This window comes from Tenacibaculum sp. 190524A05c (assembly GCF_964036595.1).
GTDB lineage: Bacteria > Bacteroidota > Bacteroidia > Flavobacteriales > Flavobacteriaceae > Polaribacter > Polaribacter platacis.
In genome coordinates this window covers 1,163,029-1,188,345 of record NZ_OZ038523.1, presented here as the reverse complement: position 1 = coordinate 1,188,345, position 25,317 = coordinate 1,163,029, and the positions used below count along the sequence as shown (strand labels likewise).

General features: G+C 30.5%; 24 protein-coding genes. 21 read left to right on the top strand and 3 right to left on the bottom strand.

Annotation, left to right across the window (positions count from 1 at the left end):
- From ilvC to ABNT61_RS04995, 14 genes are all read left to right on the top strand, one after another.
- Positions 1-1,503 (top strand): ketol-acid reductoisomerase, encoded by a 1,503-nt coding sequence (gene ilvC, locus ABNT61_RS05060; RefSeq protein ID WP_348745104.1) that lies wholly within the window; start codon positions 1-3, stop codon positions 1,501-1,503.
- A 3-nt stretch (positions 1,504-1,506) separates the two neighbouring features.
- Positions 1,507-2,775 (top strand): threonine ammonia-lyase, encoded by a 1,269-nt coding sequence (gene ilvA, locus ABNT61_RS05055; protein WP_348745103.1) that lies wholly within the window; start codon positions 1,507-1,509, stop codon positions 2,773-2,775.
- A 139-nt stretch (positions 2,776-2,914) separates the two neighbouring features.
- A complete protein-coding gene (locus tag ABNT61_RS05050; protein ID WP_348745102.1) occupies positions 2,915-3,088 on the top strand; it encodes a Lacal_2735 family protein in 174 nt (57 codons plus the stop codon).
- Positions 3,089-3,372: 284 nt separating this feature from the next.
- Positions 3,373-7,092, top strand: a complete 3,720-nt coding sequence (locus ABNT61_RS05045; RefSeq protein ID WP_348745101.1) for a hypothetical protein — start codon at positions 3,373-3,375, stop codon at positions 7,090-7,092.
- Positions 7,093-7,180: 88 nt separating this feature from the next.
- Positions 7,181-9,751 (top strand): EndoU domain-containing protein, encoded by a 2,571-nt coding sequence (locus ABNT61_RS05040; RefSeq protein WP_348745100.1) that lies wholly within the window; start codon positions 7,181-7,183, stop codon positions 9,749-9,751.
- 12 nt (positions 9,752-9,763) lie between these two features.
- Positions 9,764-10,084, top strand: coding sequence for a hypothetical protein (locus ABNT61_RS05035; RefSeq protein WP_348745099.1), 321 nt, complete (start codon positions 9,764-9,766; stop codon positions 10,082-10,084).
- 134 nt (positions 10,085-10,218) lie between these two features.
- Positions 10,219-10,569: a hypothetical protein gene (locus tag ABNT61_RS05030; RefSeq protein WP_348745098.1), complete on the top strand. Its 351-nt coding sequence runs from the start codon at positions 10,219-10,221 to the stop codon at positions 10,567-10,569.
- 102 nt (positions 10,570-10,671) lie between these two features.
- Positions 10,672-11,097, top strand: coding sequence for an SMI1/KNR4 family protein (locus ABNT61_RS05025; RefSeq protein ID WP_348745097.1), 426 nt, complete (start codon positions 10,672-10,674; stop codon positions 11,095-11,097).
- Between the two features lie 17 nt (positions 11,098-11,114).
- Positions 11,115-11,540 (top strand): SMI1/KNR4 family protein, encoded by a 426-nt coding sequence (locus ABNT61_RS05020; protein ID WP_348745096.1) that lies wholly within the window; start codon positions 11,115-11,117, stop codon positions 11,538-11,540.
- Positions 11,541-11,568: 28 nt separating this feature from the next.
- A complete protein-coding gene (locus tag ABNT61_RS05015) occupies positions 11,569-11,922 on the top strand; it encodes a hypothetical protein (RefSeq protein WP_348745095.1) in 354 nt (117 codons plus the stop codon).
- Positions 11,923-11,969: 47 nt separating this feature from the next.
- Positions 11,970-12,434, top strand: a complete 465-nt coding sequence (locus ABNT61_RS05010; protein WP_348745094.1) for a hypothetical protein — start codon at positions 11,970-11,972, stop codon at positions 12,432-12,434.
- 2 nt (positions 12,435-12,436) lie between these two features.
- The gene (locus ABNT61_RS05005; protein WP_348745093.1) at positions 12,437-12,862 is read left to right on the top strand and encodes an SMI1/KNR4 family protein; all 426 of its coding nucleotides are present in this window, start codon (positions 12,437-12,439) and stop codon (positions 12,860-12,862) included.
- Between the two features lie 30 nt (positions 12,863-12,892).
- A complete protein-coding gene (locus ABNT61_RS05000; protein WP_348745092.1) occupies positions 12,893-13,297 on the top strand; it encodes an SMI1/KNR4 family protein in 405 nt (134 codons plus the stop codon).
- Between the two features lie 93 nt (positions 13,298-13,390).
- A complete protein-coding gene (locus tag ABNT61_RS04995; RefSeq protein WP_348745091.1) occupies positions 13,391-14,131 on the top strand; it encodes a hypothetical protein in 741 nt (246 codons plus the stop codon).
- Positions 14,132-14,183: 52 nt separating this feature from the next.
- Here the strand turns inward: ABNT61_RS04995 and ABNT61_RS04990 are convergent, their stop codons facing one another.
- Together ABNT61_RS04990 and ABNT61_RS04985 are read right to left on the bottom strand one after the other, a co-directional pair.
- Entirely contained in the window at positions 14,184-14,990 is an 807-nt protein-coding gene (locus ABNT61_RS04990) for a hypothetical protein (RefSeq protein WP_348745090.1), read from the bottom strand.
- 3 nt (positions 14,991-14,993) lie between these two features.
- Complete coding sequence (locus tag ABNT61_RS04985) at positions 14,994-15,554, bottom strand: RNA polymerase sigma factor (protein ID WP_348713757.1); 561 nt, start codon at positions 15,552-15,554, stop codon at positions 14,994-14,996.
- Between the two features lie 94 nt (positions 15,555-15,648).
- On the opposite strand from ABNT61_RS04985, the gene ABNT61_RS04980 reads away from it, so the two are divergent.
- The 7 genes from ABNT61_RS04980 to ABNT61_RS04950 all read left to right on the top strand — a co-directional run bounded on the left by ABNT61_RS04980 (position 15,649) and on the right by ABNT61_RS04950 (position 22,560).
- Complete coding sequence (locus ABNT61_RS04980) at positions 15,649-16,320, top strand: hypothetical protein (protein ID WP_348745089.1); 672 nt, start codon at positions 15,649-15,651, stop codon at positions 16,318-16,320.
- A gap of 36 nt (positions 16,321-16,356) precedes the next feature.
- On the top strand, positions 16,357-17,022 hold the full coding sequence (locus ABNT61_RS04975) for a hypothetical protein (RefSeq protein ID WP_348745088.1): 666 nt from the start codon (positions 16,357-16,359) through the stop codon (positions 17,020-17,022).
- Positions 17,023-17,056: 34 nt separating this feature from the next.
- Positions 17,057-17,632: a hypothetical protein gene (locus ABNT61_RS04970; protein ID WP_348745087.1), complete on the top strand. Its 576-nt coding sequence runs from the start codon at positions 17,057-17,059 to the stop codon at positions 17,630-17,632.
- 13 nt (positions 17,633-17,645) lie between these two features.
- The gene (locus ABNT61_RS04965) at positions 17,646-18,299 is read left to right on the top strand and encodes a hypothetical protein (RefSeq protein ID WP_348745086.1); all 654 of its coding nucleotides are present in this window, start codon (positions 17,646-17,648) and stop codon (positions 18,297-18,299) included.
- A complete protein-coding gene (locus ABNT61_RS04960) occupies positions 18,277-20,919 on the top strand; it encodes a CHAT domain-containing protein (protein WP_348745085.1) in 2,643 nt (880 codons plus the stop codon). The genes ABNT61_RS04965 and ABNT61_RS04960 overlap by 23 nt, the downstream gene beginning before the upstream one ends.
- A gap of 93 nt (positions 20,920-21,012) precedes the next feature.
- Positions 21,013-21,192 carry a hypothetical protein gene (locus ABNT61_RS04955; RefSeq protein WP_348745084.1) on the top strand — a complete coding sequence of 60 codons (180 nt, stop codon included), beginning with the start codon at positions 21,013-21,015 and terminating at the stop codon, positions 21,190-21,192.
- Between the two features lie 174 nt (positions 21,193-21,366).
- Entirely contained in the window at positions 21,367-22,560 is a 1,194-nt protein-coding gene (locus tag ABNT61_RS04950) for a hypothetical protein (RefSeq protein ID WP_348745083.1), read from the top strand.
- Between the two features lie 85 nt (positions 22,561-22,645).
- Here the strand turns inward: ABNT61_RS04950 and ABNT61_RS04945 are convergent, their stop codons facing one another.
- Positions 22,646-25,315 carry a TonB-dependent receptor gene (locus ABNT61_RS04945; protein ID WP_348745082.1) on the bottom strand — a complete coding sequence of 890 codons (2,670 nt, stop codon included), beginning with the start codon at positions 25,313-25,315 and terminating at the stop codon, positions 22,646-22,648.
- Positions 25,316-25,317: the final 2 nt, after the last annotated feature.

The window sequence follows — 25,317 nt, the reverse complement described above, 5'->3', positions numbered from 1 at the left end:
ATGGGAAATTATTTTAACCAGTTATCATTAAGAGAAAAAATAGAACAATTAGGAAAATGTAGATTCATGGAATCTGAAGAGTTTTCTGAAGGAATTGAGGCATTAAAAGGTAAGAAAGTTGTTATTGTAGGTTGTGGTGCACAAGGTTTGAACCAAGGATTGAACATGAGAGATTCTGGTTTAGATGTATCTTATGCTTTAAGACCATCTGCAATTAAAGAACAACGTCAGTCGTATAAAAATGCAACAGATAATAATTTTGTTGTAGGCACTTATGAAGAGTTAATTCCAAATGCGGATTTGGTATGTAATTTAACTCCGGATAAGCAACATAGTAATGTTGTAAAAGCTGTGATGCCATTAATGAAAGAAGGAGCGACATTATCATATTCTCATGGATTTAATATTGTTGAAGAAGGAACTCAAGTTCGTAAGGATTTAACAGTAATTATGGTTGCACCTAAATGTCCTGGGAGTGAAGTTAGAGAAGAATATAAAAGAGGATTTGGAGTTCCAACATTAATTGCAGTTCATCCAGCTAATGATCCTGAATCAAAAGGTTTAGCACAAGCAAAAGCATATGCTTTCGCAACAGGTGGACATCGAGCTGGAGTTTTAGAATCATCTTTTGTGGCTGAGGTAAAATCTGATTTAATGGGTGAACAAACAATACTCTGTGGAGTATTACAAACAGCTTCAATTTTATGTTTTGACAAAATGGTAGAAGAAGGTGTAGAACCTCATTTTGCAAGTAAATTGGTTCAATACGGTTGGGAAACGATAACCGAAGCTTTAAAACATGGAGGAATAACAAATATGATGGATCGTCTTTCGAATCCAGCCAAACTTAAAGCATATCAATTATCTGAAGAATTAAAAGAAATTCTTCAACCATTATTTGACAAACATATGTCTGATATTATGTCTGGTCATTTTTCATCTACAATGATGGAAGATTGGGCGAAAGATGATAAAGATTTATTGTCTTGGAGAGCAGCTACAGCAGAAACTGGTTTTGAAAAAACAGAAGCTACAGAAGTTGGAGTTTCAGAACAAGAATATTTCGACAAAGGAACGCTATTAGTTGCTTTTGTAAAATCTGGAGTAGAGTTGGCTTTTGAAACTATGGTTGCTTCAGGAATTATTGAAGAATCAGCGTATTACGAGTCTTTACATGAACTACCATTAATTGCTAATACAGTTGCAAGAAAGAAGTTATATGAAATGAATAGAATCATCTCTGATACTGCGGAATATGGATGTTATTTATTCGATCATGCGGCTAAGCCATTACTAACTGATTTTATGAAAACGGTGACTACAGATTTAGTCGGAAAAGAGTTTTCAAGTTCAAACCATGTAGATAATGCACAATTGATTAAAGTAAATAAAGCCATTAGAAATCATCCAATAGAAAAGGTAGGAGAGCGATTAAGAGAAGCTATGACTTCTATGAAAGCGATAAAAGAAGAGAAAGTAGAGGAGGAACTAGTCTTATCATAAACAATGGAATCAGTTGTAAGTAAAATATATTTTCCAGAATTAAAAGCAATAAAGGAAGCTGCCGTTACATTGAAAAATGTTGCGGTAGTAACTCCTTTGCAGCAAAATTTTAATTTATCAAATAAATACAACGCAAATGTTCTTTTAAAAAGAGAAGATTTACAACAAGTAAGATCTTACAAAATTAGAGGTGCTTTTAATAAAATTAGCTCCTTATCAAGTCAAGAATTAGAAAAAGGAATTGTTTGTGCTAGTGCTGGGAATCATGCGCAAGGGGTGGCTTTGGCATGTAATAAAAAGAAAATCTTCGGAACTATTTTTATGCCAGCTCCAACGCCAAAACAGAAAGTTGAACAAGTAAAAATATTTGGTGCTGATTATGTTACCATCAAATTAGTTGGAGACACTTTTGATGATTCCTATAATGAGGCAATACAAAATGCTGAATTAGAAAATAAAACTTTTGTTCATCCTTTTGATGATGAAAAAGTAATCGAAGGTCAAGCTACGGTTGGTTTAGAAATATTAGAACAATCGGATGATATTATTGATTATGTTTTTGTTCCAGTTGGTGGAGGAGGATTAGCTTCGGGATTGTCTTCAGTTTTTAAATATATATCACCTCAAACCAAAATTATTGGAGTTGAACCATCTGGAGCTCCATCCATGCAATTAGCAATTGAAAAATCAGAAGCTGTAAAATTACCTTCTATAGACAAGTTTGTGGACGGCGCAGCTGTTCAAAAGGTAGGAGAACTTACGCATAAAATTTGTTTAGAGAATTTAGAAAAAATGATAACCGTTCCAGAAGGTAAAGTTTGTCAAACGATTCTGGAGATGTATAATAAAGAAGCTATTGTTGTTGAACCTGCAGGAGCTTTAACTGTAAGTGCACTTGATTTTTACAAAGAGGAAATTGAAGGAAAAAATGTGGTTTGCGTTGTAAGTGGTAGTAATAACGATATCACAAGAACTGCAGAAATAAAAGAGCGAGCATTACTTTATAATGGCTTAAAACATTATTTCATTATAAGATTCCCTCAAAGAGCAGGAGCCCTGAAAGAATTTGTTATGAACGTACTCGGAGAACATGATGATATTACGTTTTTCGAATACTCTAAAAAAACTACACGAGAAAATGGTCCGGCTGTTGTAGGTATTGAACTAGTTAAAAGTGAAGATTTAGCACCACTTATTGAACGAATGAAAAGTTTAAACTTTTTTGGAGAGTACTTAAATGATAAACCTAATTTGTTTGAGTTTTTAGTTTAAATATTTACATAGGTTAATAATTCTATAACTTTTTGAAAATCAGTTTGTTTTTAATTTTTGTTTAACTTATATTTGAAATAGGTTAAACAAACTTGTTTTTCCTGAAGAAATCGTCATAATACTAACTAAAACAAAGATCATGTTTACTTTTTTTAAAAAGAAATCAGTTGAGGATAAATTACGTGATCAGTATAATAGATTGATGGAAGAAAGAGAGCGTTTATTATCAATAAACCAAAAAGAAAGCTCCATTAAATATAATGAAGCTCAACGTATACTGAATCAGATAGAGAGTTTAAAAAATGCGGTGTAATCAAATTTTATGATTTTTAAATTCTGACTTTCAGTTTCTTATATTTTTTAACACTTCGTTAAGTCCTACTTTTAACATTTAGGAAATGATTTTTTTGTAATTTGGCTTCGCGAGAAAAAGAGTATTCTACTCAACTAATTAAAGTGTTGTTTAAAAATTGCTATAGAACACCACACTATTAAAATTTCGAATATTACCAGTTATAACGATTTTTTGTTATAAGTGTTTTGTGCTGTGCGTAATTTTAAAAACAACGCTGTAAAAACAATTAAAAAAGTTATCATATGGAAAAAAAACCGATTAAGTCTAATCTATTTAGATTCGTAACATTACGCTCACCGCAATTAGCTGATGATAGTAAAAAAAATCTATATTTCGTTACGTATCCAGAAGGTAGAGAGGATGATAGTAAGGCTCATGTTGCTGCAAGAAGTGTTACTACAGAAGAAGAAAAAGTAAATGCATTGAAAGGAGCTTATACCGAAGATACATTTACACCAATAGAAAGTACATATCAATTAAAAGAAAAAGGAACACCTTTATTTGGTTCTTACGGGGTATTGTATCAGTTTTCAAAATGGTTATTAAGAAATAAATACAATTTATCTCAAGAATTAGTAGCTAGTAATTTAGATACAATCATAAGAAGCAATTATGCTGAAGCTTTCCCACCAGTTTCTGATATTATTTTAACTACTGAAGAAGAAATAGTAGTATGGAATAATTTATTTTATCAAACAATTAATAAGAAATCTACAAGTGTACGAGAAGCATTAATTCAAATGCTAATTGCAAATCATTTTTTAAAGCATACCAATACAGTGCCTGTTGCCGTAATTGGGCAGCCAACTACAGGTATTACGTTTGATTCAGATACTTTATCAATTATTGCAAATGCTAGTGTTGTAATTCCAAAGGAAGTATTATATACTAAAAAAGATATAAATAATACTACCACTAATTCAGTAGCTTCATCTAGTACAACTGAATATATACGTAAGGTTAATACAGTAGAAAGAGCACAAGAAAAAATTTCAACGTATGAAAATGCGTTAAAAGAAATTAAAAGAGCAGAAGTTGTTTATAAAAAAGAAGAAGAAAAAGCATACCAAGAAGCGGTTGCTGCATATGAACAGCAAGTGGCTACAATTACTTCAGGAGATCCAACTCTTGTAACGATTACAGATCCTGAAACTGGAGAAACTACGCAAATAGAAACGTATCCAGCTTTGGAAGGGCTTCAAGTAAATTATACGAAATCAGACGAGTTTATCAGAGTAGATGATGAAACAGCAGGAAAATCATTAGATCCTCAAAACAAGTCATATGCACAGTTATCCATTGAAACTCAAGAGTTAATCAACTCTTCGGAGTTTGAAATCTATGATACATTTTCGGAAGTTTCTACGGTGTTACAACAGAATATCAACAACCAATTGCAAGTAATTTCTGATAGTACACCAAATACTTCACAAACTGCAACTATTGGAGGTGAAACAATAAGTTTACCAAATACAAGTACAGAATTATTACGAAGTTATGGTGGTTATGTAAACTCTATACAAAGAGGACAAGAGTTTATCATGATGTGGTTTACAATTCCAAATGCGAAAAGTTTATATGTAACTGCCGCTAATTACGAATTAACAAATAGTGTAGGAGGAGATGTTGCTTTTGCTGGAACTACATTTGGTACTATCAATAGAGATACTGGAAATACCTTACTTTATGTAAAATTATTTCCAGAAGGAATTGCACTTAGCGAAACTACCTATAAGCTAAAAGGTGAACTGACTTTAAATAATGAACAAATTATTTCATTCGATAATGAACGCGATATTACTGTATATAGTGATGTAGGTTTTTTAGAGTCGAGGCAAATAGGAGGTATTTACGAGTTTAAAACTGCTACGGATTCTACGGGTGATACCTCAGGAGATACTAGTGGAGGCGATGTTGATAGTTCTGAAGGGAAGGATACCAATATATACGGAGTATCGCAATTAGGAATTGCTGATTTTAGAAGAGTAGAACAAGAAGTATGTTGTTATGTGCCTGGTGAAGTTTCTCATATTGAAAATGTAATGGCTCGTGAATATAAAGAACGTGCTACTCGTAATTTAAGAGTGTCTGAAGTAACTTCAGAAAGATCTTCAGAAAGAGAAGTTGAAAACTTAACAGATACAACAACTACGGAGCGTAATGAGTTGCAAACAGAGGCTTCTTCAATAGTAGATCAAGATAATTCAACAAGTGTTGGAGCCAGTGCAAGTGTCACTGGAAGTTTTCCTCTTGGTAACGGTAGTTATAGTGCTGGAACTAATGTAGCAAATACCTCAAGTAGTGCAGTTTCAAATTCTAATTTACAAGCAAGAAATTACGCACAGGAAGTTACAGAGCGAGCTTTAGAACGTGTAGTTGAAAAAATCAGTACCAAAAGAACGTCTCGAATTTTAAAGGAATTTGAAGAAAACAACACACATGGTTTTGACAATAGAAAAGGAGACGAGCATGTTACTGGAGTATATCGTTGGGTAGATGTTATTTATAAAAATACCTTAGTAAACTATGGTAAGCGATTAATGTATGAATTTGCCATACCAGAACCAGCTAAGTTCTATATTGATAAGTATTTAAATTTTGATGAGGAAAATACGAACAAGTTAATTTCTCCAAAAATGCCTGTAAATCCAAAGAAAATTGAAGCTTTTGGATTGACAGGAGGGCTTTCTGAACCTAGTCAGTTGACAAAGGCTAACTATCAAAAAATTGCATCTTATTATAACGCTGAAGTTAATGCATATCCTGAAGATTATTCGATAAGTAAAAGTTATAAAATTTCAATAACTGGAACTCGTGATAGTCAAAAATATGCTTCTATGGCAGATGAAATAGAAATTCCACAAGGTTTTGTTTGTAAAAAAGCACAGTCAACAGGACAAATGATGTATCACTTATCAGGTAGAGAGTGGCCAAAAATTATAGCAACAGTTGGAAACATTTCAAAAGAACATTTATGTGTAGCTGATGTAACTAATGCTAACGGAGGAAATGTGAAAAAAAATGATGTAGAGTATCATAATTTTGACTTTAGTTACTCTGATAAAATCTCTGTTGCTGCAATGGCATATGATATGGAGCAAGAGTGCAATGTAAGTTTTGCACTTGATTTTGAACTTTCTGAAGAAGGGAAAAAGCAATGGCAAACAGAAACATTTAATGCCATTATGGAAGCTTATAATGAACGTGTAAGTGAATATAATGATTTCCAGAACCAAGATGTTGATGAAACTGGAGAAGAAAAGCAGAGAGAGTTTAGTTCTCAATTAAATAGAGGTATCGAAAAACGTGAGATTAAACGTACGGCTATCGAATTAATGACTTCACCTTTTGAGGATTTATCAGTAAGTGAAAGTCATTATGGAACAGATGCAACAAAAATTGAAGATAGAAAATCTTTAGAGCAACATGCTTCTGTAGTTAAGTTTTTTGAACAAGCATTCGATTGGGAAATTATGGCTTATACTTTTTATCCATATTTCTACAAAGCTAGTTCTAGCTGGGCAGAGAGCTTTGATTATTTAGACGGTAAAGATCCAATATTTAAAGCCTTTTTACAGAGTGGAATGGCAAGAGCTGTAGTGCCAGTTCGTCCAGGATTTGAACATGCAGTAAACTGGTTCATGGAAACTGGTGAAATTTGGAACGGAGAAAGCTTAGTAACAGATATTAATGACGATTTATATCTTTCTATTGCAGAAGAGTTAAAAAGCACGATTGGTGAAGTAGAAGGTAAACCTTGGGAAACAAGAGTGCCTACTTCCTTAACTGTTTTACAAGCAAGTTCTGTTGTTCTAAACGAAGACGGATTACCATGTAGTACAGAATGTAATGAAGGAAATACCTTCTTAGCTTCTAATGTAAAACTAGGAGATACATCTACAACTTCAACGCAAGATGGAATTGATTTTGACATTGTTGGAGAAACAAACACAATAGTTTAAAATAAAAAAACTTACCCAGTAAAACTGGGCTCTTCTGAAAAGAAGAGCTCTAGGGTAAGCTGTTATGAATTGGAATTAAAAGAAAGCTATGTACGCATATGAATATGGTGTAAAACATTTTAAGCATAAAACCAATTTTGAAAATTTGGTAGTGTTTTCAGATGTTTTACAGGATAAAATACAAGAAACAAAACCACCTAGTGAGAATATTTATATTGAAATAGAGGAAGGTTTTAAAAGTCCAGATAGATGGTTCATTCATTTTAATAGTAGATTATCAGGAGAGTACGGTGATTTTTTTCTTGAAAACAATGGACCTACTGGAGTAATTAGTGAACCGTTAGAGTCAATTCCTACGGAAGAAGTATTAGCATTTGTTAATGAATACATTGCTGACTTTTCTAATGAACCTGTACCTTATTATAAAATAAATGATAAATACTACATTAAAATAGATGGTAGTTTAGATTTGGATGAAATTATAATTCAAGCTAACCCTTCTCCTAAACCACGTCCTGAACAAAGTGTAGAATTTGATGCATTTGTAACTTTATTTGTTAGTGATAACGGAGCAAAGTTAGAAAGAGCTTACCAAAGTGTTGCAGATATAAATGCGCATCAGGTAGTAATTTTTGTTGAATCGGCTGGTGGAACAAATGCGTTTGGAACTGTATTTAGAATTAAGAAAGGTAAGAACGTAAAAACGTTACCAGAGGTAGATAGAATTTCTATATCACAAGTAGCTAGGGCTTATGGTGTTAGTTTAGAGACTAATGACCTTTCTACAATGATTCGAGAGGAGTTAAAAGATGAGACTAGTATTTTTTACTTTATAACACCCACCGAATTATTGTCAATAGGAGGTAGAGTATTACGCTGGGGATCAAACGAAGTATTTTCGGCTGTCTCAGGCACTTTTAAAACGATTAGTGAAGAAATAAATACATTAAAGTTAGGTGAACAGTATTGGAAAACGCTTGATAATGACAAGGAGAATGCAAAATTTACTTCTTTATTACCTAAAATAGATAGTGACGATGGGATTAATATTGAAGCTTTTGCTAAATCAATATTCAAAACTTATATAGAACCTTTAAGTGTTAAAGCGACTAATGCAGTAAAAACAATTTTAGAAAATGAACTGATAAGAAAAATAGTTCCTTTTAACTTAGATAAAGTAATACAAGTTCTTGAAGGTATTCCTGGAATATTAAAAGATTTCTTTGAAGCTGTTTTAGATAATTGGATAGATTTATATTACTTCATCAATGGTTTAATAGTTGGACTAATTAACAGTATTATAGATTTTATAAAATCTGTTTTTGATATCTTGGCATTACTATTTGATGTATTAAATGCAGTAATACAAGGTAGTACTAAGTTCTTTGAATCACCAGGTACTTATTTTAGTTTATTGGCAGAAAGTTTTGAAGGATTGATAGATGCTTTCAACAATGCTTTTACTTTAGAAAACCTGTTTAAATTTACTGGTTTTTTAGCTAGCTTACCAAGGTTAGCTTATGCAGCTGTAGTAAGCGCAGCTAATAGTATTGCTAATATTAAAATTGATCCAGGGGCAATTGGTTATCATTTAGGAGCAATTGTTGGTTTTATAGCTTCAGAAGTAGTAACTTTTATGGCTACAGGAGGTACGGCAAATGTTGCAAAGGCCTTAAAACTTGTATTAAAATCATATAAGGATTTATTAAACAGTACAGTAAGTAGAGTAAGAAAAACTGTAAACTTTGGTATTGATACATTTGTAAAACTAGTTGACACTCTTGTTGAGTTTTCTAAGAATATTGGTAAGCATATAGATACCTTAAAAACTTGGATAAATGAGTTTATTGCTGGTTTACAAGCAAAAGTTATATTAGTAGGTAAAGTTGCTTATACATTTGTTGACCCAATTTCAGTTTTAGGTAAAGCATTTTTTAATGCTGTTAGAACCAATGTTTGGAATAAACTAAAAAGAATTGGTGTTGCCATGCTGGAAAATGAAGAAGGAGTTTATGCTTTTTTCTATAATGGTAAGAATATTGAAGAAGGTTTAACCAAAAAACAAGCTGAAGAGTTTTTAAAAGATATTCTTTTAAAACTTAAAGATAAATCTGACGATTTTGTTAAGAAGTATTTGGATGAAATTCAAAATATAAAAAGAATATTACTTGAAATCACAGACGATGTAGTTAAACATGCTAATGAAGGAGAATTTTCGTTACCAGCAAATCCTAAGAAAAGTTTATTGCCAGGAAAAATGAAAGTTGGAGGACATGGACAGGATAACATAGATTTCTTAGATAGTATAGGGAGAAAGTATAAGATAGAACATACTTTTGAAAATGGAGTAAGAATAGGTGGTGTTGAGAAGCATGATAAAAAAGTTAAAAGATTAATCGAAGGTAGAAATAATACAGGACAATCATGGTTCCCAATAAACTGGGATAAAGCTAAAATTATTGAAGCTTTCGAACATGTTGTAAGGAATAATCTTGAAGATTTTATAGAATTACAAGACGGACCTCCACCATTATTTGATATATATGAAGGTGTTAGAGTTGGAGTATTAAAGACTAAAGGAAAGCCAGCAACAATTTTCCCAGATAATGCGATTCAACCAAAATTAAATTCAAAAGATTTTGAACAGAACCCATTTTAAAAATTATATAATATGAATAACTTAATAGAAAAAATTAGAAAAGACACTCAATATATGGAGAATTCTCATGTTAATGATCCAAAGATTGATGTTCTTCTTGATGAGATTGAATTTCTTTTGTTGAAAGACTCTGATTCTACTATAGAAATAATAAATGGTTTAGATTTATTATCAATAGAATGGATTTGTTCTAGGTTTGAAAAAATATCTTATGAATTACAAAGCAAAGAATTAGTGGAGTGTTTAGAAGGTTTACTTGAGAAATTTTCACCAGATATTAATGGTTTTAAAGATGAGGTTCAAGAAGCTAAAGAAGCATTAACAGGGAGTTGAGTTCTTCATGAAAGATAAAAAAGAATAAATAACAATGGTGTTTTTAATATATTGTATTTCAGGTATTTATATTTCTGTGGTAGAGGTTTTTTTATCAACCAGGTTAGTCTTTTAAATTGTTTTAGAATGATATAATGAAAAAAGAAAATAAGAGACTACTTATGATACCTATGTGGCCGTTATATAATGTTTCAAGTATAAATGACATCGTTTTCGATATAAATTTATCTGAATATATCAAAAGAGGTTATAATTTAAAAAAGAGAAAAGATATATATGAAAGTCTTGTATGGGCTAATGATAATCCAAATTATAATTTTGTATATATAATGCAAGATGCACCAAGCGTTAGAAAAATTAAGTTTAAAAAAGATGAAATATATAGGCATTTATTAAACTTTAAAGCTTTTATGGAAAATGAAGAATTTGGTTTGCTAACAGATGATACCTCAACAAGTTTTCCATGGGAAAAGAAAGAAGATTAGTAAACTTTGAAAAAAGTAATTTAAAATGGAAGGAAAAACTTCCTTATGGATAGCAAAATTTAATTCTAGAGAAGAGTTGAATGATTTAAAGGAAAAAGTATAATGAAGGAATTTAATAATTATTACGATAATATTAGTACGATTGAATTGGAAGAATTAGAAAAATTAATAGGAGCAAGATTACCTTCTGATTATAAGGAGCATATGCTAAAGTTTAATGGAGGAAAAGTTCCTCATGATAAAGATTATATTATCAATTATAATAATCAAGATTTTTTTTTAAGTGGTTTTTATACATTAAAACACGGAGTAAGTAATATTGAAGATTATTATAATAATAAACATAGTTTTTTGTATCCAAAATTATTACCTATTGGAGTTATTGTAGGTGGGTATTTAGCCTTAGGATATAAAGAAGAAAACTATGGAGAAGTTTATGTTTATTTTTCAGATAGCTTACCTTTTAAAGTGGCTAATTCTTTTGGTGCTTTTATAGATAATATAGAAGAACAAGAAGCTGATATTTAAAATTCAATATAAAGTAAATGAATTTTAAAATAGATGAAAAAACAATAACCATTGAAGAGTTTAACGAATTTGAAGTTTTGTTAGAAGGCTTGAAATTGCCAGATGATTATAAAAGTCATATGTTAACTTATAATGGAGGTTATCCAGATGGAGATTATGTGTGTTTTAGGAATCCAAATAGAATAATTGAATTAGAATATTTTCACCCTATAAAGTATGGAAGTGATACAATGGAATATTATTTGTTTATGAGAAAGGTTCTTCCTAAAAACCATATATCAATAGGTATTATTTCAGGAGGAAGGATAAGTCTTTCATTAAGCGAATTAGATTATGGTTCGGTGTATATATCCTATGAAGATGTAATTCCTGAAAAAATAGCAAGTTCATTTACTGAGTTTATTAACGGATTGTTTGAGGCTGACCCAGACTCTTATTTTTAGTGAAAAAAGCAAAAGGAAACATTAATTAATGGAATTTAAATTTACAATGAACCCTTATAATCAGGAAGGAATAAATAATTTTTTTGGGGTTGATTATGATTCGTTAAAGGATGATGAAAAGTCATTGTTAGAAATAGCTTGGGATGGTTGGACAGTATCTGAAGTAAACAAGATTATTAATAAAACAAAGGTATTAGAGGGAGAAGATTTTTTTGATTATATAGTTGAAGGAAGTGAGTTAAGGATCTCCATAGATAACGAATATGTTTTGTTTTTTGATTGGAGAACGGAATCCACGGAAGATGATTTTAGATGGTCTACAGCGAAGTTTTTAAATTTTATGAAATCTTTCAGAGATTTTTTAAAGGAAAATGGTAGATGATTGTATTTAGAAGAATGCTAAATATAGATAGAGTTTTATTATGAATAATGGCAACTACATTTATAGATTATAATAGAGATAAGGGATTTTGGATAGCTGAAATTTATATGGAGCTAACCTATGAGTATATTTTACAGGCTTTAAACAATATTAATGAGAAAATAAGTATTCGTGAAGAGTTAGAAGATGATATAAATTTTAATATTACAGGTTTAGCAAAAGGAATGTTAACTTTAACTTGGCAAAGCTTTCTTAAAGATAAGGATCAAGAATCTGAAATGATATTTGTTTTAGAGGAAACAAAAAAATTGTTAAACTCCAAGGAAGAATTCATTTCAGTAAGGGAATTGAACAGTTATGAAAATAAAAAAGAAGATGTAGCATCTAAGTGGCCTAAACCTATTAAAACATTAGAAGTCATAAAAATTGTAGATGCACTTATTTTAATGTTAAAAAATGAATGGAATAAACCATCAAATTACGAAATGGATATAGAATATTCCTTTGTTTAGATATGAATTTTAAAATAGATGAAAAAACAATAACCATTGAAGAGTTTAACCAATTTGAAGCTTTATTAGAAGGCTTGAAATTTCCAGATGATTATAAAAGTCATATGTTAACTTATAATGGGGGATATCCTGAAGGAGATTATGTTTGTTTTAAACACCCTGAAAAAGTTATAAAAGTAGATTATTTACACCCAATAAAATATGGAGATTCGGCAATGGAGTATTACTTAATGATGAGGAATGTATTGCCAAGTAATCAAATTGAAATAGGTTCCATAAGAGGTGGAAGTATTTGTATTTCATTAAATCAGTCTGATTACGGTAGTATTTCAATTTACTATGAAGATGTAATTCTTGAGAAAATTGCAAATTCATTTACCGATTTCATTAACGGATTGTTTAAAGCTAATCCAGAAACATATTTTTAGTAAAACTAGTTTAAAAAGAAAAAGTCATTAATGGAATTTGAAAATTCTAAAGAAGCAATTACACTAGAAGATTTAAATAACTTTGAATCGGAATATAAAGTATTATTACCTGAATCTTATAAAAACCATCTTTTAAAATATAATGGAGGATTTCCAGCTTTAGATATTTATTTTGGAAACTTTAATGTTCCTATTGATTCTTTTTTATCATTGAAAAATGGTACTCAAACAATAGAAAAATCTATTAAATCATTAGAACATGTTTTAAATGAAGGTGAAATTCCTTTTGCTAGAACTACTAGCGGAACTATATTCATGAGTTTGAAAGAAGAAAAATCTGGAGGTATTTATGTAGCTTATTCTGAATGGGAACCTGAATTGCTAGCAGAATCTTTTGAGGATTTTATTAACGGTTTTCATGAAGGTGAAATTTAAATAAAAAAGAAAAAGTAAAAACGAGAATAATTGCAGGTGAAAAATGCAAGTAAACAATTAATATAAAAAAGAAACAATTTAAAAATTAGTATTATGAAAAAAAGTAAAACAGAGTTAAAAACGTATTTTCAATCAGGAGATAAACCAACACAACAAAATTATGAAGACTTAATCGATAGCTTTATCGATGCACAGCAACCAACAGGTGATGCGAATAGAACTTTTATTATCAACGCTAATGGAGAAGTTGGTTTAGGAAATCAACAATCTGATTGGAATCAATCTGATAGTTCACAACCAAATTTTATTAATAATAAACCAATCGTAAAAGTTCCTACAAGAAACTATGTACTAAAAAGTGATACAGATGCAGGTGTAGATCAACAAACTTTTACTTGTGTGTTACCTACTCAGAAATCAAGAGAAAATGATAACGGACAAATTGCAGGAGGTACACATTATTATATGGCGGCAGATTTTATTGTTGTGGGCAAAACGGTACCAGATGGAGAAGTTAGTTTAGAGTTTTCAGCTACAGCAGCAGATGGATCTAATACTATATTCACTGAAAAAATAGGATTCCAACCAGATAACATTACAAATACTTTAGTAGGAACTAAAACCGTTCTTCCTAAAAGATTTAGCGCGGTTAGATCTTTTTTTGGAGACACACTAATTTCAGATTTAAAGTGTAAAGTAACTATAGATGTTCCAGAATCTAAACCAACAATTATTATTAGAAATGTTTATTTCGGTATTGGAAATGTTGAGGTAGATTGGCAACCAGCATTTGAAGATTTAATTTATGTTCCAGAACCGGTAACTACAAATTAATAGAAATAAAAAAGAGTACTGTAACAGTACTCTTTTTTTATGCTTTTCAGTATTACAGTTCTGATAATAGTGATTTAGCTTTACCGTAATTATAACTCTTAGAATCAGAAGTAATTTCTTGTAAGCTACTTTTAAGTAGTTCTTTATTATCCTGTTTAAGATAAACTAGCACTTTATACCAATTGGCCTTTTTGGCTTGTAAAGACTCGGATTTTTCTAAAAGAGAAAATTGTTCAATAGCCTTTGAAAAATTATCTAAAGCTAAATACGACAAACCGTTATATATGTAGCTTAATGAATTTATACTATTAGTTTCACTATTTATTTTTTGGTATTCGCTAAAAGAAATAACTGCTTGCTTATAATTTTTACTCTCAAAATATTGTTGCCCATTTATTAGTAATTCATCAGCATTTTCACTCCTATTAACTAACGATGGTAAATTTTCGTATTCTCCCTGAATGGTTGTACTAAATAAATCGTTATTACCTTTAATTGAAAAATAGGAGATTGTGGATATCAATATTATCGAGGCGGCAATTGCTAATTTCTGAATAAAACTCTTTCTAGAAAAAGTACTTTTATTTTCTGAAACTACCTCTGAAATAGTCTCTTTGATTGCGGCTAATTCATCACTTTTTAAATAAGTTTTTAAAGCTTTTGCTTTTTCAGTATTAAGTACAGCACGATCTAATGTTTTCCATTCATCATCACTATATACCTGTCTCATTTCTTTTTGTAATTCAAAAGCTTTTGATAAATCAGGATCTTTTTGAAGTCGATTTTTAAAATCTCTTTCTTCACTAGTGTCCATTTCTCCATCAAGATATTTGTCAATATCTAAAAAATTAGTGTCCATTTTTTAATTGAATTCGTTAAACCTTGCATCATTTTGAATGGCCTTTGTTAATTGTGATTTACAATTGAAAATACGCTGTCTTACCACGTTATCAGTCTTATAACCTAGTTGTACAACAATTTCTTTGTAAGGTACTTTCTTGAAAAAAAGTTTTAAAAGAGCTTTACAATTCTCTGAAATATCATTCAGTTTTTCTTGAAAAAGCTCCCATTTTTCTTGCTCCAAAGACGCCATTACTATATCATCCTCTTCACTTAGTAGTTCAATAACTTTATCATTTGTTACTTCTCTTTTTCTTTTATTTAATTCTCTTTTCCATAAATTACTCGCAGCTACATATAAAAATCCATCTAAAGTGCTTTTTATTTCAAATGGTTTGTTTTTATACCTAGCAATAACTTGAATTAGTACTTTTTGAAAAATATCTTCTGCATCTTCACTGTAGCCGTTATTTTTCATTACATAGCTTTTAATTTTTGGAAATACGTTAATGTAAAGATTGTTTATAATCTTTCTATTTCCTTTGGCTAACTCGCTAAGTTGATCTATAGTGACATCACTCATATAATTAAAAAACAAAAAATTATATTAATTTTTTTAGTTTTGACATTAACATTTTAATGGGTTGGGGAACTCCATAAATATAAAGCAAAATAAAATGAAAAAAATAATCGTACAAATTGCTACAACAGCATTACTATTAGCAAATATAAGCTGTTCCGATGAAAACGAAGTAGTAACCGAAAAAGATATAACTACAGAGACATCATCAGACATTATAACAGAACTCCCAAAAAATGTCATTTCAGCAACAGAATTTTTAGCTCAAAACTCCTTCAAATCGAAAAATACACCGAAAGAATCTCAAAGATTAGGCGATGGAGGAGATTTAGGAACTGGTACATATAGGAAAATGTTTGTTGTTTTTCCTCCGGATTGGAATTACAGTAAAAGGTTAAATTATTTGAATTTAGCCAAAAATTTTACTGTTAGAGACATTTATTTAGCCGTAGATATTTGTGAATATGTTGACACATGGTATATAGAGGTATTAACAACTGATCCAATAGATAAGAATAAGAGAAAAAATGTTATTGAAGCGTCCGCGACTAATGTAGACCCTGATGATTCAATGGAAAGTGATGATGGCCCAGGAGCAACTGGTGATAATACGGTTATTTTGAAAAGCTTTGGATACTACAATAACTGTGATGAAATTCCATTGTCATCAGACTATTCGGGAATAATTTTCGATACTGATTCAGGTAATTCTGGTTCAGATAATTCTAATGATGGCCCGAATGGAGATTCAAACGGTCCACAACAATAAAACCTAAATAATATAAAACCCTAAATAATTTTTAAAATGAAAAAGTTTTATGCTAAAATGATTTTAGTGTTATTGACTTTGACTATAGTCAACTGCACTGAAGAAAAAGAGGTAATAGATAATAATCAAATTGATGTTGATAGTTTCGTAAATATTGTAACAGAATTACCAGAGAATGCAATTCATGCTGATAAGGTTTTATCTGACCATGGATATGAAACTAAGTCAAAATCAAATAAGATTGATACTCAATCAGGACTTGGTGGCGACTTACAAGAGATCATTTATTACAAAAGATTCTTCGTAGTATATCCCTATGATTGGAATGAAACTCAAAAGCTTAATTATTTAAATTCGGTAAGAACTCATACGGGTAAAGATATTTATACAGTACTTGATATTTGCAAGTTTGTGGATACGTGGTACGTTGAGATTTCAAAAAATACTCCACCATTTGGGATAGAGGATAAAAAGAAGAATGTAATTGTAGCCTCTACAACTAATGTAGATCCACAAGAAACAAATGTTGGTGCAGATGAAGGTCCTGGTGAAGTATCTGGATCTAATAATAATGGATTAAGATATTACACGCATTGTAGTCAGGTACCTTTACCACCGTTATATACTGAAGATGACTCAAATAATGGTCCGAGTGGACCAGGACCGGGATCTGGTGATGGTATTAATGAGCCTCAACAATAAAATTTAATATTGATATTAAATTAAATGCTTTAATATGAAAAAGATAGTGAAAAGTTTATGCTTAATTATTATTACAATAATGATAGCAAGTTGTTCAAACGAAAGAGAACTTATTGAGGAAGTTTCAACTTCAAATCAACAATCTGAAAGCATTATTTATAGCCTGCCTAAAAATGCAGTACATATTGATGATGTTCTTAAAAACAATGGTATAGTACCCAATTCAAAAGTATTCGAAAATTCAAGTCGTAGATTAAGTGATGGTGTTATTAATACAGGTGATGAAGATAATGAAGTCACTTTTTCAGGTTACTTAAGAATCTTTGTTGTTTTTCCAACTGAATGGACACAAGCCGATAGAATTGGTTATTTCTCAAGAGTGAGAGCTGTAACTCCTCATATTTTTATGGTTCAAGATTCATGTGATGATGTTGATACCTGGTATTTTCCACAAAATGCTTTCGTTCCTGAAAAGGATAAGAATAAAAATATAATTGTAGCTACAACAGAGGAAGTATCAGATGAAGAAGAAGATGAAGAAGAAGATGGACCAAAAGGAGAGAGAATTGTTTATAACTCATGTCAAGAAGTTGAGTTAGATTTTAATTAAAATAAATTTCAAAATGAATCAAAATATATTCAAATATGTAGCAAAGGCTATGTTTGTTTTACTTTTAGCTAGTTGTTCAAAAGAAAGAGAAACCATAACCATTACAGAAGATGACATTACTATTGAATCTCAAATTTTGGAGGTTGATCAGCTCCCAAAAAATGCAATTAGTGCAGAAAAGATTTTAATGGATAATGGAATTACTCTAAATAAAAAACAAGAAGAAATTGTTGTAAAATCAAAAAGTTTAGAGCCGAATCTAGTGTATGTATATGAAGAGTATTTTGTATTATACCCTCCAGACTGGGGGATGGCTCAAAGATTAAATTATTTACAACAAGTAAGACAGCACCGTGAAGTTTTTGTAGTTACGGATGATTGTCAGTTTGTAGATACATGGTATATACAAGTAATTAGAACGTTTCCTTTTGGGAAAAACAAATCTAAAAATGTAGTAGCCGCTACAACAACTAATACCGATTTAGATAATTTGGATCAAGAGGATGGTGGTCCTGGAGGTGTTGAAACGGAGACTTATTCTAGTTGTGATGAAGTGCCATTACCATCGATATATGATGGGCTGACATTTGATCCTTTTCTAAAACCAGCAAATGTTGTTATCTTAGACCCAAATAAGGGAAATAATGCTAATACACCAATCGAATAAGGATATAAAATCAAATCATACTACAATATTTACAAGAGGAAAAGTAATTTTCCTCTTTGTGCTTTTATATAGTTTCACTAATACATATAGTCAAGAAGTTTCTAAAGCTTTTGACTCTATAGTTTCTTTACCTGGAGCGTATATTGAGAAATTAGAATTATACGATCAGCTATTAAGTTCTCATAAAGAGAAAAAAGATTATAAATTCCTCGGTAATGATGCTCACGAACTAGCAAAGAAAATATTTAAGCAGGATCTAGATAAAGCTATTTATTATAATCAGATAGGATTAGAAGCTAAAAGTAAAGTTGTTCCTATTGATACTTGTTTATTAAAAACTAGCTACTTTAATGTAGGGTATTACAACAAGAGAAAAAAAGCATATAAAATTGCAATTGAAGGATATAAAAAATCTTTAGAATTTCCTGATTGTAGGAATTTTGATAGAAGCTCTAGAAGAAATATTGCTCTTTCATATAGCGCTATAGCAGAAGATTTTGTGAATAAAGAGGATTATTTTTATGCTGCGGAGAATTATGAAAAAGCAATACCATATATAGATTCTACACGATTAGTATTAAAAATCAACACACATTTAAATTTAGGAAGAGTATATAAGTCTCTAAGAGGAGAAAAGTCAGGTGAAAAGGCATTGGAAAATTTCTTTATTGCAGAATCGTTTTATGATCAACTTCCAAAGTTTAAAGAAGAAGATAAATTCGGAATTTATTATACCATAGCAGGTCAGTATTTACAGAACGGGAAGGAATTGGATAAGGCATCTTTGTATTATGACAAAGCTCTAAAGCTGGTTCATAAAGTTACCAATACAGAGGAGATAAAAAAATTCTACTTTAATCTGGGTTACTCTTACAAGGAGGGAAACTATAAAAAGGCTGAGGAGTACTGTTTAAAATCATTAGAGTATTCAGACCAAAATGATCCTTTCAGAACGAGAATATTTTTGGGCTTAGGCGAAACTTCATCATTACATGGGTTTTATAAAGACTCTCAAAAATATTATTTAAAATCATTATCTCAATTCCTTGGTAAAACTTTTGATAATGAACCACAAACTATAACCAAAGAAGAGTTACAAAAAGCAGGTAACAAAGAACTTCTTTTAGAGTTATTTAGAACTCAAATGGAAAATTGGGATCGAATGTTAGAGAAAAAAAATGATGAATATATTTCTCAATTGATTATTCGTAAGGCAAAACAATCAGATGATTTAGTAAGCATTATGTTAAGAGATGATTTATCATATAATTCTAAATTACTATTAAGAGATTTATTATCTGAAGTCTATATTTTGGCATTAGAGGCTTGTTATAGAACAAATAATGTGGAGGATGCTTTTTATTTTATTGAAAAAAACAAAGCAATTCTTTTAATAGGAAAATTAAAAAAACAAAGAAATAACGTCTCAAAAGATTCATCAACAGTCATTACTAAGAGCTACTTTAATAACCCAAATACTATTGAAATAATAAAATTAAAGGACGTAAGTTTAAATGAAAATGAAGTGGTAATTAACTATATAATGGCAGAGCGTTTGGCTGGTAAAATTCCTGATGCTTACGGAATCTTTTTATCTGATAATAAGCGGCAATTATTCAAAATTAAGGAGACAGATAAGTTAACGAATAAAGTTAAAGCGTTTAGACTTTTATTAGATAAACCTTTCGAAACTGAAAATGATAAACAGACGTATTTCAGCTTAGGAAATGAATTATTTAACTTGGTAATTCCTAAAGAAGTACAAGGAGAACTTTCAAACAAAAAGATAACGATTTTAGGAGATCATGTGATTAATTTTATTCCTTTTGAATCATTAGTTCCTTTTCGAGATAAGCAGCAATATCTGATTGAATTTAATGAGATTGCCTATGACTATTCATTAACTTTTAAAAAGGAAAATAAGATCATTAAAACATCTGCTTCAAATGATTTTATTGGAATTGCACCCGTTGATTTTTTTGGAAAATTAGTATCCTTAAAAGAAAGTGAAAAAGAAGTTTCATTAGGTGAAGATTTATATTCTGGGAAAATTTTATCAGGAAATAAAGCAACGATTGAAAACTTTAAAGAAAAAGCAAAAGATTATAGAATATTGCACCTAGCAACTCATGCGAATGCATCGGATACGATTAATCCTTGGATTGCGTTTAGAAATGCTAAATTAAAATCCTCACAACTAGACTCCATAAAGATAAATGCTGATTTAGTCGTATTAAGTGCTTGTAATACTTCACTTGGAAAGCTAAATAGAGGAGAGGGAGTATTAAGTTTGGCTAGAAACTTTTTTGCTTCAGGAGCTAAAACTGTTATTCCTTCATTATGGGAAGTAAATGATAAAGCAACAACTAATATTACTTCAGAGTTTTACAAAAACTTAAGTAATGGAAAATCAAAATCAGAAGCTCTACGTAACGCAAAACTGAATTATTTAAATAATAACTCAGATGCTGAAGCTTCGCCATATTATTGGGCGTCGTTAATTGTAATTGGTAATACATCTACTATAAAACCGCAATTTCAGTTTTCGTTATATACTAAAATAGGATTAGCCATAATAATAGTACTAATTGTATTTTTTACGCTGAAAAGATTTTTGTAATAATATTATTGAGATTGAAACAATAGTAGTAACATTTAATGAGTTGGAAGAACGTGTTGATAGTTAATGTATTAATATTTAAACTCAATACAAATGATAAATATTCAAAATTTCAAAGTTTTAAGTAAAAGGGAATTACAAGACATAAAAGGTAAAGGTGGCCATAAACCTTGGACGCCAGAATTACCAAAACTTTGTACTGGAGATGTAGACGGAAATCCTAATACCACTTGGGATCGATATTGTAAAAAAGGAGAAACAATATTCAAATAATTTTAAAAACACGAGCTCAGAAATCATTTCTGAGCTGTTGTCTTTTCTAATATTTTGGACTTATAAGTCTATCAATTTTAACTTTTGATTTTTAGAGATTCTAATTTTTGGCACGCTGATTGTTATACAGTAAGTGTGTATCAAAAAAATGATGTACATCTAAAATCAAATATTATGAAAAAATTTGTTTTACTACTTACAGGATTTATGTTCGCTACATTTTCAGTAAATGCAGCAGAAACAGGTACAGAGGCAACAGCGCGTTATTACAACTACGGTAAATCATTCATCTTCTCAGAATGTGGAGTGGAGTTTGCTGTATATCCAGACGGACAATTTGATTTTTATTTAAATGGTCCAAGAAATGGAGTAAGCGTTAATTTCAATACGCCAGGAGTTAATATCAGTTTTAACTCGGGGTATAACTACGATGCTTTTGTACAATATGACGATTACGGAGCAGTAGTTCAAATTGAAGATGTTCCTGTTTTTTACGATCACTATGGTAGAATTGTGCAGGCTGGTGATGTTTTTATCAGATATAACCGTTGGGGACGTGTTTCTCGAGTTGGTGGATTATTTGTAAACTATAATAGTTACGGTAATTTTTTAAACTGTACAGGATATATCAATACGTTAAACAGACGTTATGTATACAGACCATATCACAGATTTTTCGCAGTTCCAGTGGTTGATAGATGTGTAGTTTGGAACAGTCCATATAGAAGATTCTATTCACCATATAGATTTTCATATGCCGTATATAGAAACAACTATTATAACGGATATTATGGAAGATCATATAGAAACCGTACTTATTATAGGCCAGGAGCTCGTATTCATAACTTTAATAGAGGAAGAAGAGTAGCAAATGCAAGAGATGTTAGATTCCGATCAAGAGATAGCAGAAGAACAATGTATCAAAGAAACGATCGTAACTATAGAAAAATCAATAGAAGCAGATCGAGAGTTGCAAGTAATAATACTCGAAGTGTAAATAGAAATCGTTCAGTAGCTAGAAATTCAAGAACAGTTTCTAAGAATAAATCAACAACTAGAAATATTACTAGAAACAGAACTCAAACTAGGGATAGAAATAGAAATTCTGTTGTAAACAGATCTAATAATAGAACATCAACATATAACAGAGCTACGAAAAGTAGAACGAGTAGAAATGCTAAAGTTAAAAATACGAGAAGCTACACAAAGAATCGTTCTGCCAGTTCAACAAAAAGAGCTCAAAATAACAGATACAAGTCAAGAAGTACTTCTTCAAGATCAAACAATTCAAGAGCAAGTAGAAATGTAAGTTCAAGTAGATCGAAGGGAAAAACATCAAGATCTAGAATGGTAAGAAGTAGAGACTAAGAAGCAAATCAAGTCTATTATAAATTAGACGAAAAGGCTGCACCTTAAAAAAGTGTAGCCTTTTTATATATAATTCTCTTATAATTTAAAACTGAATTCTAAATACCGCGTTAGGAGTAAAGCCTAAAGAAAATCGTTGTATCACTTGTTCTAAAATAACCTCTAATTCATCTGGGTTAGATCCTGTAGTTCCAGGAATAGCAATTCCTCCATCATCTAAAGGTTTGCGTTCAGCTTTGTAAATTAAATTTAAAGGCTTAACTCTGTTATAAATATTTAAAAACGACAACCCGAACTGAGCATTTAATTTCTTACTTCCTAAATTAATTTTAAAGTCATGGAGAATAGAAGCATCTAATCGGTGAAAGTCTGGTAAACGATCACTGTTTACAGCTCCAAAATCTACCACTCCAGCATTTTCTCCATCTGCATCAATTTCAATCGTATAACTATTTACAGGAGTAATTGGTTTTCCTGAACGAAATTGCCAACCTAAAGAAAATTGCCAGTTCTTTAACTTTAATGTGTTAGATATTCTAAATTGGTGTGTAATGTCGTTGTTTCCTGGGAAACGGTCTGGTGTATCTTCTAAATTAGGAAACTTAAAAGTAATGTCGTTATAAGTATAACCAGCCCAAACTTTATAATTATTGTACTTATATTTTAGTAAAACATCTAAACCTTTAATGGTACTTTCTCCATTTTCTAAATTCTCTAAAGGATTGCTAAAACCGTTAGTAAACGTTGTTAATCCGTCCAATTCTTTATAGTAAGCATCAGCATCAATAGTTACATTTTTTGATTGATACAATAATCCACCCGATATTTGATTACTAGTTAATAAAGGAAATTGTCCATCGTCAGATAAACGCCATAATTCATTTTCTAGACGTAATTCAGTATGATTGAATTCAACCAATTGAGAGATAGGTTGGTTTCTTCTTTCTATGGCAGTTTTAAAACGTAATGTTTTGCTTAATGGATATTCAAAGTTTACGCGTGGTTCAACTAAAAACTCGTTCAAAGAACTATAATGTACAAAACGTAATCCACCATTTATAAATCCCTTATTGGCAAAGCTAATAGTGTATTCTCCAAATAGTGCATTTTTATAGTTTTCATCATCTTGAATTGATTGTTCAAGTTCTGCATCAACAGGGTTTTCTTTGCTTAATAAGATATCTAAATCTGTATAAGAGAATTGATATCCCAAAGTTAACTTTTGAAAATCTTTAATTTGAGTAGTAGAGGTGAAGTTTACACCAACATCCAGAATATCGTTTTTACGAATATTAATTTCAGCCAATTCAGGAATATTATCTCCAGTTTCGTCTTTAATCTCGTTATTTTGGTAAAACGAATTATATTCTGAATAATAAGCAGTTAATTTCTCTTGTTGCTTTTCATTTGAGATATGATTCCATTTGAAGCTTAAACCTTTATTTTGAGTTTTTAATGAATCAATTACTAATTCATCACCTCCTAAAAAATCAAAATCTAAACGATTTCTTGTGTATAAACCACTCACAGCGAGTGTATTTTTATCGTTTGGTTTATAAATAATCTTTGAGTTTACATCAGCAAAAGAAAAGTCATTATTACTACTATCCGGACTAAAATCATCATCCGTTTCTAAAAGTAAAATATTACCATTTACATCTTGAGCAACACCAAAATTGGTGAATATTTTGTCTTCATAACTATTGTAAGTTGGTGTTTCTATAATATCGTTATACGAACGTCTAGCGAATGCATAAATAGCAAGTTTATCGGATAAAGGAGTTTTGATATAACCGTTTACAGAAAGACCATCAATTTCAAATCCACCTTCTGTTTTTTTCGGAATAAGATCTCCACTAGAAATATCTATAATTCCCGAAATTCTATCCCCATAACTTGCACTTGTACCAGATCTGAAGATTGTTGCTTTTTGTGTTGCAAATGGATTAAACAAAGAAAACATTCCGTAAAAATATCCAGTATTGAATAGCTTTATATCATCATATAATATTAAGTTTTGATCTGGTGATCCTCCTCGAATTTGAATTCCCGTGGCAGATTCGTCTAATGTAGAAATCCCTGGAATTAATTGAATACTTTGAGAAATATCAGGACTTACCAATCCTGGTAAAATTCCTAATCGTTTACTGTCAACAGCAATAGAACCATCTTTTTTTCTATCAATTCCAGACGTCACATAACCAAGAACTACAACCTCGTTTAACTCGTTAATTTGTGATTGAAGTTCTATAGTGGGACAATTAGTACCAGTTTTTAAAGGAATCTCGGTGTTTTGATATCCTATTAAATTGAATTTTAGTGTTACAGAAGATTTGGTATAAGGTAAATTGTTGAATGCAAAATATCCTTTTTCATCTGTTGTTGTATAGTTCTTTTCGTCTAAAATCACATCAGCATAGGCAACAGGAGTTTTTGTATTTGCATCAATAACATAACCACAAATAGTTACTTCTTTTGTAATTATTATCTGTTGATCTGAAATTCTTTCGAAATTTAAATCCGTTTGTTGTTCAATTTCAATGAGTAAATCTTTTAAGGTGATTTTTTTTGTTAACGTTACTTTTTGATTTAGAATAACTTCTGGAGCAAAAGAAAATAAGATACCTGATTTTGTCTCGATATCTTTTAAAACTTTACTTAAAGGAGTATCGTTGTAGTTTACAGTAATTTCTTTTTGTGCATTCGCAAAAAGACTAATGAATAAGAATAGTAGGGAGAATATACGTATGTGCATTA